The sequence below is a fragment of the Actinomadura meyerae genome (assembly GCF_900188445.1).
In the GTDB taxonomy this organism is placed as follows: domain Bacteria; phylum Actinomycetota; class Actinomycetes; order Streptosporangiales; family Streptosporangiaceae; genus Spirillospora; species Spirillospora meyerae.
Genome location: NZ_FZOR01000011.1, coordinates 132,097 through 149,511, shown reverse-complemented (window position 1 = coordinate 149,511; position 17,415 = coordinate 132,097). Strand labels below are relative to the sequence as shown.

Below are 17,415 nucleotides of genomic sequence, written 5' to 3'. Positions count from 1 at the left end.
CCGTCGGAGTGCAGGGAGCCGCGAGATGGACGCCGTCACCACCGTGCCGGTACCGGCGAACGAGCCGGTGAGGGGATACGCGCCGGGCAGCCCGGAGCGCGCCGCGCTGGAGGCGCGGATCAAGGAGCTCGCCGGGACGCAGACCGAGCTGACCATGACGATCGCGGGCGACCGGCGGATGGGCGCGGGCACCCCGATCGACGTCGTGGAGCCGCACAACCGCGCGCACGTCCTCGGCCGGATGGGCGACGCCACCGAGGCCGACGTGGCCGAGGCCGTCGTCGCGGCGCACGAGGCCGCGCCCGGCTGGCGCGCCATGGCCTTCGAGGACCGCGCCGCCATCTTCCTGCGCGCCGCCGAACTGCTCGCCGGGCCGTGGCGCGCCACGGTGAACGCCGCGACGATCCTCGGCCAGTCGAAGTCGGTGCAGCAGGCCGAGATCGACGCCGCCTGCGAGCTGATCGACTTCTGGCGGTTCAACGTCGCCTACGCGCAGCAGATCCACGAGCAGCAGCCGCTGTCGTCGCCCGGCGTCTGGAACCGGCTGGAGTACCGGCCGCTGGAGGGGTTCGTCCTCGCCATCACCCCGTTCAACTTCACCGCCATCGCCGGGAACCTGCCGACCTCGGCCGCCTTGATGGGCAACGTCGTGGTCTGGAAGCCGTCCCCGACCCAGCAGCTCGCCGCGCACTTCACCATGCGGCTGCTGGAGGCCGCGGGCCTCCCGCCCGGCGTCATCAACATGGTCACCGGCAACGGCCGCGCCGTCTCCAACGTCGCGCTGCGCCACCCCGACCTCGCCGGCCTGCACTTCACCGGCTCCGTCGCCACCTTCCAGAACCTCTGGCGGACGATCGGCGAGAACATCGCCGTGTACCGGGGCTACCCGCGGATCGTCGGCGAGACCGGCGGCAAGGACTTCGTCGTCGCGCACCCGTCCGCCGACCCTGCCGTCCTCAAGACGGCCCTGATCCGCGGTGCGTTCGAGTACCAGGGGCAGAAGTGCTCCGCCGCGTCCCGCGCCTACATCCCGCGTTCGGTCTGGGACCGGATGCGGAACGACTTCCTTGCCGAGACCGAGTCCCTCACCATGGGCAACGTCGCCGAGGACCTGTCGCTGTTCATGGGCGCCGTCATCGACGACCGCGCGTTCGCCAAGCACCGCGCCGCCATCGAGCGTGCGCGCGGCACGGACACCATACGGATCCTCGTCGGCGGCGAACTGGACGACTCGCGCGGCTACTTCGTCCGCCCGACGGTCCTGGAGTCGTCCGACCCGACCGACGAGATCTTCACCCGCGAGTACTTCGGCCCGATCCTCGGCGTGCACGTCTACGACGACGGCGACTACGACACCGTCCTCACCCAGATGGAGGGCGTGTCGGAGTACGGCCTCACCGGCGCCGTCATCGCCGAGGACCGCGCAGCCATCGCGGAGGCGACCGACAAGCTCCGCTTCGCCGCCGGCAACTTCTACGTCAACGACAAGCCGACCGGGTCGATCGTCGGCCAGCAGCCGTTCGGCGGCGCCCGCGCGTCCGGCACCAACGACAAGGCCGGCTCGGTCTTCAACCTCACCCGCTGGACGAGCGTCCGCTCGATCAAGGAGACGTTCGTCCCGCCGACCGACCACCGCTACCCCCACATGGGCCCCTGACAGGGCGCTTGCGGTCGGGGGCGGGAAACCGGACGATAAGGTCGCTCACCGTGGCGGGCACCGGCTCCGGCGCCCGCCCGTGCTCCTCCGACCGCGCATGGGAACGGGATGTCGACGCTGAACCGTCTGGTGCTGTGGAACATCGATCACACGCTGGTCGACGTCGGGCGGGTCACCCGGGACGCCTACGCCGAGGCGTTCCAGCGGACCATCGGGCGGCCGCTCGTCCGGCTCGCCCCCACCCCGGGCCGCACCGAGTCTGAGATCATCTTCGAGACGCTCGCGTTCAACGACGTCGTCACCACCGACGACCACCTGCCCGCGTTCTTCGACGCGCTCGCCGAGGCGTTCGCGTCCCGCCGCGCCGACCTGCGCGCCCACGGGCGGGTGCTGGCCGGGGCCGCGGAGGCCGTCGAGGCGCTCGCGCACGTCCCGGGCGTCGTCCAGTCGGTGCTGACCGGCTCGATCCAGCCGAACGCCATGCTGAAGGTCACCGAGCTGGGCCTCGCCGCCCGCCTCGACCTCGGCGCGGGCGGCTACGAGAACGGCGTCTACAGCAAGGCCGCGCTGCTCGAACTGGCCCGCACCCGCGCCGGCGAGCGGCACGGCACCTCCTATTCCGAGGCCGCGACCGTCTACATCGCCGACTCGCCCCGCGACGTCCAGGCCGCGCACATCGCCGGCTCCCCGATCATCGCGGTCGCCACCGGCAGCGCCACCGAGGCCGAGCTGCGCGCCGCCGGAGCCGACACCGTCCTCGCGACCCTCGGCGACACCCGCGCGGTCGTCACCGCCGTCGCCGACCTGACCCGCCTCTGAGGGCACGCCGCCGGGTGTGGGCGGCGGAGGTGCGCGGACGGCGGGTTGTGTGGGGCCGCCGGATTGCTCCCGGGGGGCTTCCGACCTGGGATGGAGCGGGCCCCCGCGCGTACCGGCGGGGTGATCGGGCAGGTTGCGCCGTGTGCGGGGGCGGGCCGATATTGGGATGGCCGCGCAGCGTGGCGCGGCGGGGAGGGAGAGAGATGGCCGGTGAGGTATCCGAGGGTTCGGTGCTGTGGGAGCCGTCGGAGGAGGTCGTCGCCAAGGCGCGGGTGACCCGGTTCATGCACTGGCTGCGCGAGCGGGGCGTCCGCGCCGACTCCTACGACGAACTGTGGCGCTGGTCGGTCACCGAGGTCGACGCGTTCTGGGACGCGATCTGGTCCTACTTCGAGGTCGTCGGCGAGCGCGGCGACGGCCCCGTCCGGACGGGCGGCCCCATGCCGGTCGACGGCCTGAAGTGGTTCCCCGGCGCCACCCTCAACTACGCCGCGAACGCGCTGCGCCGCGCGGACGAGACGCCGGACAAGCCCGCGGTGATCTTCCGCTCGGAGGCGGGCGGGCACCGCGTCCTGACCTACCGGGAGCTGGCGCTGCACGTGGCGGAGGTCCGCGCGGGCCTGGCCGCCCTCGGCGTCGGCAGGGGCGACCGGGTCGCCGCCTACGTCCCGAACATCCCCGAGGCGCTGATCTGCTTCCTCGCGACGGCGTCGCTCGGCGCGATCTGGTCGTCGTGCTCGCCGGACTTCGGATCGTCCTCGGTCATCGACCGGTTCGCGCAGATCGAACCGAAGGTGCTGATCGCCGTGGACGGCTACGCCTACAACGGCAAGCGGTTCGACCGGCGGGGGATCGTCGGCGAGATCGAGGCGGCGCTGCCCAGCCTGGCCGCGACCGTCCTGATCCCCTACCTCGACCCGGCCGCCACCCCGGACGGCCTCCGCGTCGGCATGCACTACGCCGACCTGCCCCGCGCCGGCTCCGACACCCTGGAGTACGAGGACGTCCCGTTCGACCACCCGCTGTGGGTCGTGTACTCGTCCGGTACGACGGGCCTGCCGAAGCCCATCGTGCACGGCCACGGCGGCGTGGTGCTCGAACACCTCAAGGCCCTGTCGTTCCACCAGGACATCGGCCCCGACGACGTGTTCTTCTGGTTCACCACCACCGGCTGGATGATGTGGAACTACCTCATCGGCGGTCTGCTGGTGGGCTCCACCGTCGTCATGTACGACGGCGCGCCCCTCGACCTGTGGTCGCTGGCCGCCGACAGCGGCGTCACCTACATGGGCGTCGGCGCGCCCTACATCACGGCGTCCGCCAAGGAGGGCCGCCGCCCCGGCGAGGAGCACGACCTGTCCGGCCTGCGCGGCATCGGCTCCACCGGGTCGCCGCTGCCGCCCGAGGGCTTCGCCTGGGTGTACGACGCGGTCGGCAAGGACCTGCTGCTCGGCTCGTTCTCCGGCGGCACCGACCTGTGCACCGGCTTCGTCGGCCCGTCCCCGCTGCTGCCGCTGCGCGCCGGCGTCATCCAGTGCCGCGGCCTCGGCGCCAAGGTCGAGGCGTTCACCGAGGACGGCGAGCCCGTCATCGGAGAGGTCGGCGAGCTGGTCATCACCGAGCCCATGCCGTCCATGCCGGTGTTCTTCTGGAACGACGAGGACGGCGACCGGTACCGCGCCTCCTACTTCGACATGTACCCGGGCGTGTGGCGGCACGGCGACTGGATCAAGATCCTCCCGGACGGCGGCTGCGTCATCTACGGCCGCTCCGACTCCACCCTCAACCGCGGCGGCGTCCGCATGGGCACCGCCGACTTCTACCGCGTCGTCGAGGCGTTCGACGAGATCACCGACAGCCTCGTCATCGACACGGGCCGCCTCGGCCAGGAGGGCCGCCTGCTCCTCTACGTGCAGCTCGCGGCAGGCGCGGACCTGACCGACGAACTGGTACAGAACCTGCGGCGCGAGATCCGCTCGTCACTGTCGCCCCGGCACGTCCCCGACGAGATCACCGCCGTGCCCGGCATCCCGCGCACCCTGTCGGGCAAGAAGCTGGAGGTCCCCGTCCGCAAGATCCTCCAGGGCACCCCGGTCGACAAGGCCGCCAACCGCGACTCCATGGCCAACCCGGAGGTCCTCCCCCACTTCACCCCCTGACCCTCACTCGTCCCACGGCTCCCAGAGTTCGGTGCTGATCTCGAAGCCGAGCGGCTCTGGGAGCCGGACGACGTCACCGAACTTCCAGGTCTGCAGGACCTCGTACGTGCCCGCGCGCACGTCCGGCTCGCCGTAGAGGGTGACCCCGGGCATGCGCGGGTCGCGGTCGATCAGCAGGTAGAACGGGATGCCGGAACGGGCGTAGCCGCTCCACTTGGTGGCGGCGTCGTGCAGGAGCTTCGGAGGCCGGTCGTCTTTGGCGTTGGACGGTGAAGTGACCTCGATGACCGCTTCCACCTCGTCCGGCAGGAGCCGCTTGCCCTTGCGCCGCCGAGTGTCCAGACGCGTCTCGCGGTCGAGGATGTTGAGGTCGGGAACGCAGCCCTGCTGCGCCGCGACCAGGTTCAGGTCACTCGTGCGCGCCGCCGTCCAGGGGAAGGCGGGATCGGAGGCCCGGGCGTCGTGCAGCGCATCGTGGATGTCGTCCAAGATGTAGTTGTGGTCCAGCGTTGGACCGGGCGACACGACGATCTCTCCTCCGATGACCTCGACCCGGGTGCCGTCGTCGGGGAGGTGGAGTTCATCGGCGAGTTCACCCCTGACCCACAGGGCGTACGGGGTGTCCGAAAGCGTGTGGTACTTGGCGACCGCGACACCCATGACACTGAGCTCCCTCATTGCGACAGACGGTCACATCGTACGAGTGAGCAATTCCCCAACGCGCCGAGAAGGCGGAAGATCAGCCGGTGCGGGAGGCGGCGTAGGTGAGGATGTCGCGGCGGCGGTAGAGGCGGCGGACGCGGCCGCCGCGCAGGGGTTCCACGCGCGCCGGTTCCGGCCAGCCGGCGGGCGGGCGCTTGGCGTAGACGGTGACGCTCGTCTGGGCGAGGCCGAGGATGCGGGCCGCGTCGGCCAGCGTCACGAGGTCGTCGGGGTCCTCGTCGGGGGCCTGTTCGGCCAGGCCGCGGTACCAGGACGTCCAGGCGGCCTCGTCCCAGTACATCGCCTTGCCGGAGCGGTGGGCGACGTCGGGATGGCCGTTGGACGCGCGGTCCGCCCACAGCTGCTTGAGGCGGTGGCGGCTGACGCCGTGCCGCGCGGCCAGCTCGTCGCGCGTCACCAGGCCAGGCGGGACTTCACGGGCGCGGTGCGCGGCGTACCAGCGGTCCCAGGTGGCGGCGTCCCAGGCGAGCTGCGAGCCGACCGTCCCGACCGGCTCGGGATGGCCGTTGGACGCGCGTTCGCGGTGCCATTTCTCCAGCGTGCTGCGCCCGAGCCCGTACTCGGCCACGAGGTCGGCGCGCGTATGGACGCGGCGCCCGTCGAGCATTGCCATGCGTCCAGTGTCTCTGGTGTGACATCGTGCTCGTCGGTATCGCTGTGAGAACAGACGCCATTAGGGTGAGTACCCCGCCGGATCGGGTGAACTTCCCTCGGGGTTCGGGCGTCACACAGTCGGAGGGGTGATCCGGGCCGGGAGCACGGCCCGTCGATCCAGAGAGGGACGGTTCCACGCATGGAGATTGGGGCGCTGCGGTCCGGTGATCCGGATCGGCTCGGGTCGTACGCCCTGATCGGCCGGGTCGGCGAGGGCGGGCAGGGCACGGTGTACCTCGGCGCCGCCGAGGACGGCCGGCAGGTCGCGATCAAGCTGCTGCACTCGGAGCTGACGTCCGACGACAAGGCACGTGCGCGGTTCCTGCGCGAGCTTGAGGTCGCCAAGCAGGTCGCGCCGTTCTGCACCGCGCAGGTGCTCGACGCGGACGCCGACGGCGACCGGCCCTACATCGTCAGCGAGTACGTGCGCGGCCCGTCGCTGAACCAGCAGGTCACGGACGAGGGCCCGCTGAGCGGCGCGGCGCTCGACCGGCTCGCCGTCGGCACCGCCACGGCGCTCGCCGCGATCCACCAGGCGAAGATCGTGCACCGCGACTTCAAGCCGCACAACGTGCTGATCGGCCCGGACGGCCCGCGCGTCATCGACTTCGGCGTCGCCCGCGCGATCAGCGGCGCCACCACGCTGACCAGCCGGGTGATCGGCACCCCGTCCTACATGGCGCCCGAGCAGATCAGCGGCGACGAGGTCGGCACCCCCGCGGACGTGTTCTGCTGGGCCGCGACGCTGGTGTTCGCCGCGACCGGGGAGCCGCCCTTCGGGCAGGACACCATCCCCGCGGTGATCAACCGGATCCTGCACGAGGAGCCCGACCTCGGCGACCTCGACGGCCCGCTCGCCGACCTGGTGCTCGACTGCCTGGAGAAGGACCCCGCGCTGCGCCCCGGCGCGCGGCAGGTGCTGATGCGGCTGCTCGGGCACGAGGAGGCCGCCGCGGGACGTCCCGCGGCCCGGCCCGTGAGCGCCGACGAGACCGCGATGCTCGCGGCGGGTTCGGTGCGGGCCGCCGAGGCGGGCGACGACGGCTTCGAGCCCCTCCCGGCCGCCGCCGCGGCGCAGGAGCCCGTGGAGACGGTCGCCGCCTTCCGCGACGCGGGCGGCACCGACCCGGGCGCCGGCGACCGCGCGCCCACCCCGGCCGAATGGGCCGAGGGGAACACGCTGCCGCCCGACCTCGTCATGGTCGGCGAGCCCGGCGACGGCGACGGGCGCGACCGGCGCGGCGGACTGCGGTACGCGCTCGCCGGTTCGGGACGCTCCGCCCTGCTCGCCGGGGCCGCGGCGCTGTTCGTCGCGATCGTGGTGGTCTCGTCCGTGCTGATGCTCGGCGCCGACGGCAAGGGCAAGGCCGGGCAGAAGGTCAGCGACCCGAGCGCCCCGCCCGCGTCGGCCGAGGTCGAGCCGAGCGCGGCGCCGACGACGGCGCGGCGGCCCGTCCAGCAGACGGCGTCGCCGTCCTACACGCCCTCGCCGACCGGCAGCGAGACGCCGAGCGACAGCCCGGCGCCGACCGATACGCCGACGGTGTCCACCACCCCGACCGAGCCGACGCCCACGAAGTCGACGACGAAGCCCACCGACAAGCCGACCGACCCCGGAGAGCCGACGGGTGACCCGGGCACCCCGCCGACCGACCCCACCCCTCCGGACGAGGATGACGCCGGAGCCAACGGCGCCAACGGCGGCTGACCTCCCCGTTCGCCCCCTCGGCATGGGAACCGGCGCGGGGGCGTGCCGGGCTGGCAGGGTGGCATAGGCCACGTTGACCTTGCCGCAGAGCAGGTCGGCTTTGCGGCGATTCCTGGCTACGCTCATGCAGTGAGCGGCGCCACAACGGTGTGGCGAAGGGTCTCAAGGGGAGTTGTTGTTGATGGGCGGCATGCTCGATCAAGCGAAGGACGACCTGCTCAGGCGGGCGGCCGAGACGTGCGCGCAGCGCCCGGGGGCGCGTGGCGGGGACGTCGAGGAGGTCTTCGACTACCTTCGCCTCTACTACCGCCAGGTCGACCATGAGGACCTCATGGCGCGCGACCCGGCGGACATCTGCGGCCCGGCGATGGCGCACCGGGCGCTCGGCGAGGAGCGTCCGCAGGGGCGCGCGAAGGTGCGCGTCTTCACCCCGACGCTGGAGGAGTACGGCTGGGACCCCGGCCACACGGTCGTCCAGGTCGTGACCGACGACATGCCGTTCCTCGTCGACTCGGTGACGATGGAGCTGACCCGGCACCAGCTCACCACCCACCTGATCGTCCACCCGCTGCTCGGCGTGGACCGCGACGTCGCGGGCCACCTGAAGGCGTTCCGCCACAAGCTCGACAGCGACGACGACGTGGACGAGTCGTGGATCCACATCGAAGTGGACCGCACCAGCGACCGCGCCGTCCTGGAGCAGCTGGAGAAGGACCTGGTGCGCGTCCTCGGGGACGTCCGGGTCGCGTTCGAGGACGAGCCGAAGATGCGCGCCCGCGCCGGTGAGATCGCCGCCGCGATCCGGGAGGCGCGGCCCCCGCTGCCGGACAAGGAGCTCGACGAGGGCGTCGAGCTGCTGAACTGGCTCGCCGACGGGCACTTCACCTTCCTCGGCTACCGCGACTACACGCTCACCGACGACGGCGCGGCGCTGCGGCCCGAGCCGGGCACGGGCCTCGGCATCCTGCGCAGCGACAAGCGCGAGTCCGACAGCTTCGCGGCGCTGCCGCCCGAGGTCCGCGAGCTGGCCACCGAGAAGCGCCTGCTGGTGCTGACGAAGGCGAACTCGCGCTCGACCGTCCACCGGCCCCTGTACCTCGACTACATCGGGGTGAAGAAGTTCGACGAGAACGGCGAGGTCGCCGGCGAGCGCCGCTTCCTCGGCCTGTTCACGCACGTCGCCTACAGCGAGTCGATCTCGCACGTGCCCGTCCTCAAGCGCAAGCTGGAGGACGTGCTGGAGCGCGCCGGGTTCACCGCCGACAGCTACGACGGCCAGGACCTCATCGAGGTGCTGGAGAGCTACCCGCGCGACGAGCTGTTCCAGATCTCCGTCGACGACCTGCTGAAGATCTCCCTCGGCGTGCTGCGGCTGCGCGAGCGCCGCCAGCTGAAGCTGTTCCTCCGCCAGGACCCGTACGGCCGCTACATGTCGTGCATGGTCTACCTCCCGCGCGACCGCTACACCACCAAGGTGCGGCTGCGCATCCAGGAACTGCTCAAGCAGGCGTTCGAAGGCGTCAGCGTCGACTACAGCGCGAACGTGACCGAGTCGCTGCTGGCGCGGCTGCACGTCGTCGTGCGCGCCGAGCGGGGCCGCCCGCTGCCGGTCATCGACGTCACCGAGCTGGAGGACCGGCTCGCCAACGCCGCCCGCTCCTGGGAGGACGACCTCGCCGACGCCATCGTCGAGCAGTGCGGCGAGGAGCGCTCCGGCACCCTCGGCCGCGCGTTCGGGGAGGCGTTCCCGGAGGGCTACAAGGCCGACTTCCCGGCCCGCACCGCCGTCGCCGACCTGCGCCGCCTCGACGAGCTCACCGAGGACGGCGCCACGTCGATCAACCTGTACGAGCCGTACAGCGCCGAGCCGGGCGAGCGGCGGCTGAAGATCTACCGGCTGGGCGAGCCGATCTCGCTGTCCCGGGTCCTGCCGCTGCTGCAGAACATGGGCGTCGAGGTGATCGACGAGCGCCCGTACGAGATCCGCACCGCCGACGGCCGCCGGTTCTGGATCTACGACCTCGGCCTGCGCTACGTCCCGCCGGCGGACGTCGCCGAGGAGGCCATCAAGGACCTCTTCCAGGACGCGTTCACCGCGCTGTGGCGCGGCGAGATCGAGAACGACGGGTTCAACGCGCTCGTCCTGCACGTCGGGCTGACCTGGCGCGAGGCGATGGTGCTGCGCGCCTACGCGCTGTACCTGCGGCAGACCGGCATGACGTTCTCCAAGCGGTACGTGGAGCAGGTGCTGCTGCGCAACTCGTCCATCACACGGCTGCTGGTGCGGCTGTGGGAGAGCCGCCTCGACCCGTCCCTGCAGGGCGGCGAGGAGGAGCGCAGCGCCGGCATCACCGAGGAGCTCCAGGGCAAGCTGGACGAGGTCGCCAGCCTCGACGAGGACCGCATCCTCCGCGCCTACCTGGCGCTCGTCCAGGCGACGCTCCGCACGAACCACTACCAGGGCAAGCCGTACCTGGCGATGAAGTTCGACCCGGAGCGCATCCCCGACCTGCCGCAGCCGCGCCCGATGTACGAGATCTTCGTGTACTCGCCGAAGGTCGAGGGCGTCCACCTGCGGTTCGGGTCGGTGGCGCGCGGCGGGCTGCGCTGGTCCGACCGCCGCGAGGACTTCCGCACCGAGATCCTCGGCCTGGTCAAGGCGCAGGCGGTGAAGAACACCGTCATCGTCCCGGCGGGCGCGAAGGGCGGCTTCGTCGGCAAGCAGCTCCCCGACCCGTCCGCCGACCGCGAGGCCTGGCTGAAGGCCGGCATCGCCTGCTACAAGGACTTCATCTCCGGGCTGCTCGACCTGACCGACAACCTCGTGGACGGCAAGGTCGTCCCGCCGCCGAACGTCGTCCGGCACGACGGCGACGACACCTACATGGTCGTCGCCGCCGACAAGGGCACCGCGACGTTCTCCGACATCGCCAACGGCGTCGCCGCCGAGTACGGGTTCTGGCTCGGCGACGCGTTCGCGTCCGGCGGTTCCGTCGGCTACGACCACAAGGCGATGGGCATCACCGCCCGCGGCGCGTGGGAGTCGGTCAAGTACCACTTCCGCTCGCTCGGCAAGGACGTCCAGAGCGAGGACTTCACCGTCGTCGGCATCGGCGACATGTCCGGGGACGTCTTCGGCAACGGGATGCTCCTGTCGGAGCACATCCGGCTCGTCGCGGCGTTCGACCACCGGCACATCTTCGTCGACCCCGACCCGGACCCGGCCGCCTCGTTCGCCGAGCGGCGCCGGCTGTTCGAGCTGCCGCGCAGCAGCTGGGCCGACTACGACACCGCGCTGATCTCCAAGGGCGGCGGCGTCTTCCCCCGCACCGCCAAGTCGATCCAGATCACCCCGCAGATGCGGGCCGCGCTCGGCATCGCCGACGGGGTGAAGGCGCTCACCCCGTACGAGCTGATCCGCGCCATCCTGCGGGCCCCGGTCGACCTGCTGTGGAACGGCGGCATTGGCACCTACGTCAAGTCGTCCGCGGAGAACAACGCCGACGTCGGCGACAAGGCCAACGACCCGGTCCGGGTGGACGGCGCCGAGCTGCGCTGCAAGGTCATCGGCGAGGGCGGCAACCTCGGCGTCACCCAGCTCGGCCGCATCGAGTTCGCGCGCGGCGGCGGCATCGTCAACACCGACTTCATCGACAACTCCGCCGGCGTCGACACCTCCGACCACGAGGTGAACATCAAGATCCTGCTCGACCAGGCCGTGCGGGACGGGGAGCTGACCGGCAAGCAGCGCGACGGCCTGCTCTACGAGATGACCGACGAGGTCGGGCGGCTCGTCCTGCGCGACAACTACGCGCAGAACGTGGTGCTCGCCGCGTCCCGCGCGCAGGCGCCCGCGATGCTGCACGTCCACGCCCGGTACATGCGCAAGCTCGAACGCGACGGCCTGCTGAAGCGGCGCCTGGAGTTCCTGCCGGACGACAAGGCCCTCGCGGAGCGCCGCCAGTCCGGGCTCGGCCTCACCGGCCCCGAGTTCTCCGTCCTGCTCGCCTACGCCAAGCTCGCGCTGGACGCGCAGATCGTCGCCTCCGACCTGCCCGACGACCCCTACCTGGAGTCGTGGCTGGTCGACTACTTCCCGACGCCGCTGCGCGAGCGGTTCCGCCGCTACATGGACCGGCACCCGCTGCGCCGCGAGATCATCACCACCGCCGTCGTGAACGACGTCGTCAACGCGAGCGGCTCCACGTTCGTGTTCCGCATGAACGAGGAGACGGGCGCGTCGGCGTCCGACATCGCGCGCGCGTACCTCGTCGCCCGCGAGGTGTTCGAGATGCCGCGGTTCTGGCGGGACGTGGAGAGCCTCTCCCACCAGGTGGCGGAGTCGACGCAGATAGCGATGCGGCTGGAGGCGCGCAAGCTGACCGAGCGCGCCGCCCGCTGGCTGCTGCACAACCGGCGGCCCCCGTTCGACATCCGGGAGAGCATCGACTTCTTCCGCGGCGGCGCGGCGACGCTCGGCGCGCACGTGTCCAAGCTGCTGGTGGGCCTGGACCTGTCGGCGTTCGAGCAGCGCCGCGACGGCTTCGCCGAACTCGGCGTGCCGGACGAGCTCGCCGAGCGCTGCGCCGCGTTCGTCCCCGCCTACTCCACCTTCGACCTGGTCGGCGTCGCGCACGACACGGGCCGCCCGGTGGAGGAGGTCGCCGAGGTCTACTTCGACCTCGCCGACCGGCTGCAGCTGTCCCGGCTCCGCGAGCGCATCATCGCGCTGCCGCGCGACGACAAGTGGCGCACGCTGGCGCGCTCTGCGCTCCGCGACGACCTGTACACCGCCCACGCCGCCCTCACCCGCGACGTCCTGGTCACCAGCGAGCCCGGCGGCCAGCCGGAGGAGCGCATGAGCCATTGGGCGGAGAAGAACAGGCCGGCCGTCCAGCGCGCGCAGCAGACGCTCAGCGAGATCTGGGAGAGCGACAGCTTCGACCTGGCGACCCTGTCGGTCGCCCTGGGCGCGATCCGCACCCTGGTGACGGCGAGCTCCCTCCCGTCCAGCGAGGCGTAGCACGGCGGCGCCCGCCCCATGCCGGGGCGGGCGCCGTCACCGCGCGGACACGAGCGACACCGACTCCCCGAGCACGCGCCCCTTCCCGGAGCGCGGCGCATACCCGATGGCGAGCCACTGCCACGTCAGCGTGACCGTTTTCCCCGGCCGCCCGTCCAGGTGGTCACGCGCTTCGATGGGCAGACCTGCGGCGGTTCCGCCCTTCAGCACCTGCTCCTGCTGCACCGCGTACCAGACGAGGGCCCCGCCGTCCTGGGTCCGCAACGCATAGGACGGACCCGGCCCAGGCGTGAACGTCCCTGGCGCCCCGTCCCAATCGCCCACGGCTTTCGTCCGAGCGTTCCGCGAATAGGCATCGGGCACCACACCGGTCTCGTCACCACGAGCCAGATACCCCGCATGCGCACCCGGCAGCCCCCGATCACCGACCGCGATCGCGTACCCCTCCGGGTCGAAGGCGATCCGCGGCGGCTCCCCTTTGAACGTCAGCCAGTGCGCCGCCCGCCACACCCCACCGCTCCGCACGAACACCCCGAGGACCTGCTGCTCGGTACGCCCCGCCCGCTCCAGCGCCGCAACCGAGAACCACCTCGGAGAACCTGACCTCGGCACGTAGAACACCGGATTGGCCAGCGAGATCTGGGCGGAAGCGGCCAATTTCCCATAAGTCCGGACCCGGGCCTGGACGGGCAGGGCCAGCGCCCCCGTCACGGCTTCCCGCCACAGCCGCTCATCACCCGACGTGATGGCCTTGTTGTGCCGCTCCACCCACCCCCGGAGCACCTTGAGCGGCTCGTCCGCCGGTAAGGCGGGCGACTCGCTCACCTCCTCGGGCGCGTCCCCGCCACGAGCGTCACTCCCCGAACAGCCGGCGAGCGCGACAAGAACCGCGGCCACCACCACGCACCCGACACCGCGCACGCCTCACCCCGGCGGACATATGAGTCAACTCACACGTATCCGCGCCAGTGTAGAGCGCGGCGCCGAGGACGGTTCGGTTTCAGGCGCGCCAGCACCGGCCGCCGAGGAAAGAACCGTTAATACGGTTAATACCGTCGGATGCCGGAGGGGCCCGGCTGCAGCGGTCAGAAGCGCTGGACCGCCCGGCATCCGACGGAGTTTTCAGGAGCCGTGGGCGATGACGGCCTTGCGGTACATGCCGTTGACCGTGGCGCGGCCCTTGGGTGGAACGGTGGCCAGGTACTGGACGAGGACCGTGGTGTCCATGCGCGTCCTGGCGGACTTGGCCGGGGCGAGCCCGACAAGATCCCCGCTCACCGACAGCCTGCCCCGTTTCGTGGCGGAGTACGCCTCATTCTGCTTCAGGACATACCAGACGATCGCCCCGCGGTCCTTGGTGCGCAGCGCGAAGATCCGGTACGGCGCGGGGGAGAAGCGCGACGACAGCGTGACCCCGCGCCCGGCGAGGGCCTGCTCGCCCTGCTTCAGCGCCTTGTAGGTCTCGCTGGTGCGCGCCCCGTCCGCGAGGAGGGCGGCGCCGGACGCGCTCGGCCCGCCGGTGAGCAGCGCGGCGTGCGCCTGCGGGAGTTTCGCGGGCGCGACGGCGAGGTGGTCGCTCGTGGCGGGGTCGACCGGGGTGGCGAAGCCCTCCGGGTCGAGGGCGACGTTGGGCAGCGCCGGTTCGGCGATGTAGGGGTCGGCGGCCAGCAGCCACGGCGCCCCCGGCTTGTCCTGCGTGAACAGCAGCGCGTGCCGGACGGTCTGGTCGCCCTTGCCGGTGGTGGTGTCGGCCGCGAACCAGTGCGGGTGGCCGGTGAGGCGCGGGATGTAGAACGTGGAGCTGGTGAAGGCCAGCGTGCCCGGGGGCCGCCGGACGGCGCGCCGGAGCTTCAGCGCCGCGATGTCCATGGACAGCTGCGGGTCGGTCTCGACGGTGCGCAGCGCCCGGGCGCTCAGCCGCTTGCCCGCGCGGTTGAGCCCCTCGGTGAAGGAGGCGAGCACCTGCTGCGCCTGCTCCTTGGTGAGCGCGGGCGTCCCCTTGGCCTTCTCCGCCTCGGCGGGCGAGCCGGAGCCGGAGCAGCCGGAGGTCAGCGCCGCGGCGAGCAGGCAGCCGCCCAGCGCGCCGGCGAGCGGAGTGAACGGAACATGAGTGCGTGCGGCCATGAGGCCCCCCGAATGGCGACGGTTGATCCGGACCACGCGCCATCTTCGCAGAGTGACCGTGCAGTCACGCTGTGATTGGGGAACTCCGCCTCACCCCCGTCCGGGGGACGGGATCAGGCCGTCTCCTGCTGGCGCATCCAGCGGATCTCGGCCTCGATGAACTCGTCGAGGTCGCCGTCGAGCACGGCCGAGGGGTTGCCCGCCTCGACGCCGGTGCGCAGGTCCTTGACGATCTGGTACGGGTGCAGCACGTAGTTGCGGATCTGCGTGCCCCAGCTGCTCGTGCCCTCGCCGCGCAGCTCGGACATCTTCTCCGCCTCCTCCTGGCGCTTGCGCTCCAGGAGCTTGGCCTGCAGGACGTTCATGGCCGTGGCCTTGTTCTGCAGCTGGCTGCGCTCGTTCTGGCAGGACACGACGATCCCGGTCGGGAGGTGGGTGATCCGCACCGCCGAGTCGGTGGTGTTGACGCCCTGGCCGCCCGGCCCGGACGAGCGGTACACGTCCACGCGCAGGTCGTTCTCGTCGATGTCGACGTGGTCGCTCTGCTCCACCACGGGAACGACGTCCAGGCCGGCGAACGACGTCTGCCGGCGGCCCTGGTTGTCGAACGGCGAGATGCGCACCAGGCGGTGCGTGCCGTGCTCGCCGCGCAGCGTCCCGTACGCGTAGGGGGCCTTCACCGTGAACGTGGTCGACTTGATCCCGGCCTCTTCGGCGTAGGACGTCTCGTAGACCTCGGTGGGGTAGCCGTGCCGCTCGGCCCAGCGCAGGTACATCCGCTGGAGCTGCTCGGCCCAGTCGGCCGCGTCCACGCCGCCGGCCTGGGCGTTGATGGTGACCAGCGCCTCCCGGGCGTCGTACTCGCCCGACATCAGCGTGCGCACCTCGAGCTGCTGGACGGCCTTGTGCAGCGCCGCGAGCTCCTCGTCGGCCTCCGCGCGCGTGTCGGCGTCGTCCATCTCCCGGGCGAGCTCGTACAGCGTGGCGGCGTCGTCGAGCCGCTGCCGCAGGCCCTCCACCCGGCCGAGCTCGCTCTCCAGGTGCGACAGGCGGCGCGTGACGGACTGGGCGCGCTCCTGGTCGCTCCACAGGTCGGGGTCGGCCGACTGCTCGCGCAGCTCGGCGATGTCGCGGCGCATGGCGTCGAGGTCCAGCACCTGCTCGATACTGGACAGTGTCGCGCCGAGCTCCTTGAGCTGCTCTTCCGGTTCGATGCCTGCCACGCTCCGAGCTTATCGCCGTCCCAGCACTGCTTATCGCGTCCCCGCACGGCCCGTCCCGCGGCCGCCGCGGTGCCGGGCCGGCCGTGAGCCGCGGCGCCGGATCGGCGGTGCGGCGCGGCGCCGATCGGGCCGTCCGCCGGGCGGCCCGGCCGTAGGGTCAATATCATGTGGATGGCAGAATCACGGGCCGAGGAGGCCGGCCGACGACGGCCGGCCGGGAGTCCGGTCCGGGGGACGGGTCCTTGCACAGCTTCCTGAGGGTGATCGCGGCCGCGGTCCCGCTCGTCCTGGCGCTCGCCGTCGCGGGCTGCTCGCAGGACAAGGCGGTCGCGCGGCCCGAGGCCGGCGTGCCCGAGACGTCCCCGCCCGCCCCGGTCCCGCTGACCCCGCAGGTCGCGGAGCGGGCGTTCCGTACCTATGTCACCGACGAGGACGTGGCGCGCGCGGCCGGCGACGAGCGGCTCGCGCTGACGTGGACGTCCGACGGCCAGTCCCAGCTCACCGCGGCCGAGTTCCGCAAGGCCGCCTACGACGGCGACCCGGTGCGGCGCTTCGTCTACGGCAAGCCCAGGATGTACGTGCCGAAGCTGAAGGACGGCTTCTTCCCGCAGTGGTTCCTGGTGTCGGTCGACCGGTCCGTCCTGGGGAAGGACAAGAGCAAGCGCAGGGTGCTGATGGCGTTCATCCTGCGCGAGCCGTCCGACCACTGGAAGCTCACGCTCGCGGCGCCGCTGCAGAAGAAGGCCAAGGAGCCGAAGGTCGCGATCGGCGAGGACGGCTACGCCGAGGCGCTGGCCAGCGACGACGAGTCGCTGCTGATCCGGCCGCGCGACGTCGGCGGGATCCAGGCGACGATCGCCGCGGAGGGCGGCGGCAGCGTCGCCGCCAAGGTGATGGCCTCCAACGCCGTGACGACCGGGTTCTACAAGGACGCCAGGCGCGCCAAGAAGAAGGCCAAGAAGGACGACCTGACGCTCCAGGTCGTCTACACCGCGACGCCGTTCCCCTACTTCGGGCTGCGGACGAAGAACGGCGGCGGGCTGGTCGTGTACTCGCTGTTCCGCAACACCTCGCTGATCGCCGAGGCCGCGGGCGCCCCGAAGCCGGAGATCCCCGAGGACGCCGAGCACCTGCTGGACGGGACGGTCGAGGGCAACCAGGTCGACACCACCTCGACGCTGCACTTCGCCGCGTTCGACCCGGCCAAGGCCAAGAAGAAGGACGATCCGCAGCCGAAGGCGCACATGGTCGCCGACGACGGCGCTGTGACGAAGGCCGCGACCCCGCCGCCCAGGAAGCCCTGACGTCCGGCGCCGCTCGCCTGA

General features: G+C 71.8%; 11 protein-coding genes. 6 read left to right on the top strand and 5 right to left on the bottom strand.

Annotation, left to right across the window (positions count from 1 at the left end; translation table 11 throughout):
- Positions 1-25: 25 nt before the first annotated feature.
- The 3 genes from pruA to CHF16_RS14145 all read left to right on the top strand — a co-directional run bounded on the left by pruA (position 26) and on the right by CHF16_RS14145 (position 4,635).
- A complete protein-coding gene (gene pruA / locus CHF16_RS14155; protein ID WP_089326470.1) occupies positions 26-1,657 on the top strand; it encodes an L-glutamate gamma-semialdehyde dehydrogenase in 1,632 nt (543 codons plus the stop codon).
- 108 nt (positions 1,658-1,765) lie between these two features.
- On the top strand, positions 1,766-2,476 hold the full coding sequence (locus CHF16_RS14150) for an HAD family hydrolase (RefSeq protein WP_089326469.1): 711 nt from the start codon (positions 1,766-1,768) through the stop codon (positions 2,474-2,476).
- Between the two features lie 203 nt (positions 2,477-2,679).
- Entirely contained in the window at positions 2,680-4,635 is a 1,956-nt protein-coding gene (locus tag CHF16_RS14145) for an acetoacetate--CoA ligase (RefSeq protein ID WP_089326468.1), read from the top strand.
- Positions 4,636-4,638: 3 nt separating this feature from the next.
- Here CHF16_RS14145 and CHF16_RS14140 read toward each other — a convergent pair whose 3' ends face one another.
- Both CHF16_RS14140 and CHF16_RS14135 read right to left on the bottom strand, forming a co-directional pair.
- Entirely contained in the window at positions 4,639-5,313 is a 675-nt protein-coding gene (locus CHF16_RS14140; protein WP_089326467.1) for a Uma2 family endonuclease, read from the bottom strand.
- Positions 5,314-5,374: 61 nt separating this feature from the next.
- Positions 5,375-5,971: a hypothetical protein gene (locus CHF16_RS14135; protein WP_089326466.1), complete on the bottom strand. Its 597-nt coding sequence runs from the start codon at positions 5,969-5,971 to the stop codon at positions 5,375-5,377.
- Positions 5,972-6,151: 180 nt separating this feature from the next.
- Here CHF16_RS14135 and CHF16_RS14130 point away from each other — a divergent pair, with 180 nt between their 5' ends.
- Together CHF16_RS14130 and CHF16_RS14125 are read left to right on the top strand one after the other, a co-directional pair.
- Positions 6,152-7,720: a serine/threonine-protein kinase gene (locus CHF16_RS14130; protein WP_089326465.1), complete on the top strand. Its 1,569-nt coding sequence runs from the start codon at positions 6,152-6,154 to the stop codon at positions 7,718-7,720.
- Between the two features lie 181 nt (positions 7,721-7,901).
- Complete coding sequence (locus tag CHF16_RS14125) at positions 7,902-12,743, top strand: NAD-glutamate dehydrogenase (RefSeq protein ID WP_089326464.1); 4,842 nt, start codon at positions 7,902-7,904, stop codon at positions 12,741-12,743.
- A 36-nt stretch (positions 12,744-12,779) separates the two neighbouring features.
- On the opposite strand, the gene CHF16_RS14120 is transcribed toward CHF16_RS14125, so the two are convergent.
- The 3 genes from CHF16_RS14120 to prfB form a co-directional block, all read right to left on the bottom strand.
- Positions 12,780-13,646, bottom strand: coding sequence for a DUF8094 domain-containing protein (locus CHF16_RS14120; protein WP_143227976.1), 867 nt, complete (start codon positions 13,644-13,646; stop codon positions 12,780-12,782).
- A 219-nt stretch (positions 13,647-13,865) separates the two neighbouring features.
- Positions 13,866-14,867, bottom strand: coding sequence for a DUF8094 domain-containing protein (locus CHF16_RS14115; protein ID WP_089326462.1), 1,002 nt, complete (start codon positions 14,865-14,867; stop codon positions 13,866-13,868).
- Positions 14,868-14,980: 113 nt separating this feature from the next.
- Entirely contained in the window at positions 14,981-16,090 is a 1,110-nt protein-coding gene (prfB, locus tag CHF16_RS14110) for a peptide chain release factor 2 (RefSeq protein ID WP_089326461.1), read from the bottom strand.
- Between the two features lie 260 nt (positions 16,091-16,350).
- On the opposite strand from prfB, the gene CHF16_RS14105 reads away from it, so the two are divergent.
- Positions 16,351-17,394, top strand: a complete 1,044-nt coding sequence (locus CHF16_RS14105) for a DUF8094 domain-containing protein (protein WP_245868475.1) — start codon at positions 16,351-16,353, stop codon at positions 17,392-17,394.
- Positions 17,395-17,415: the final 21 nt, after the last annotated feature.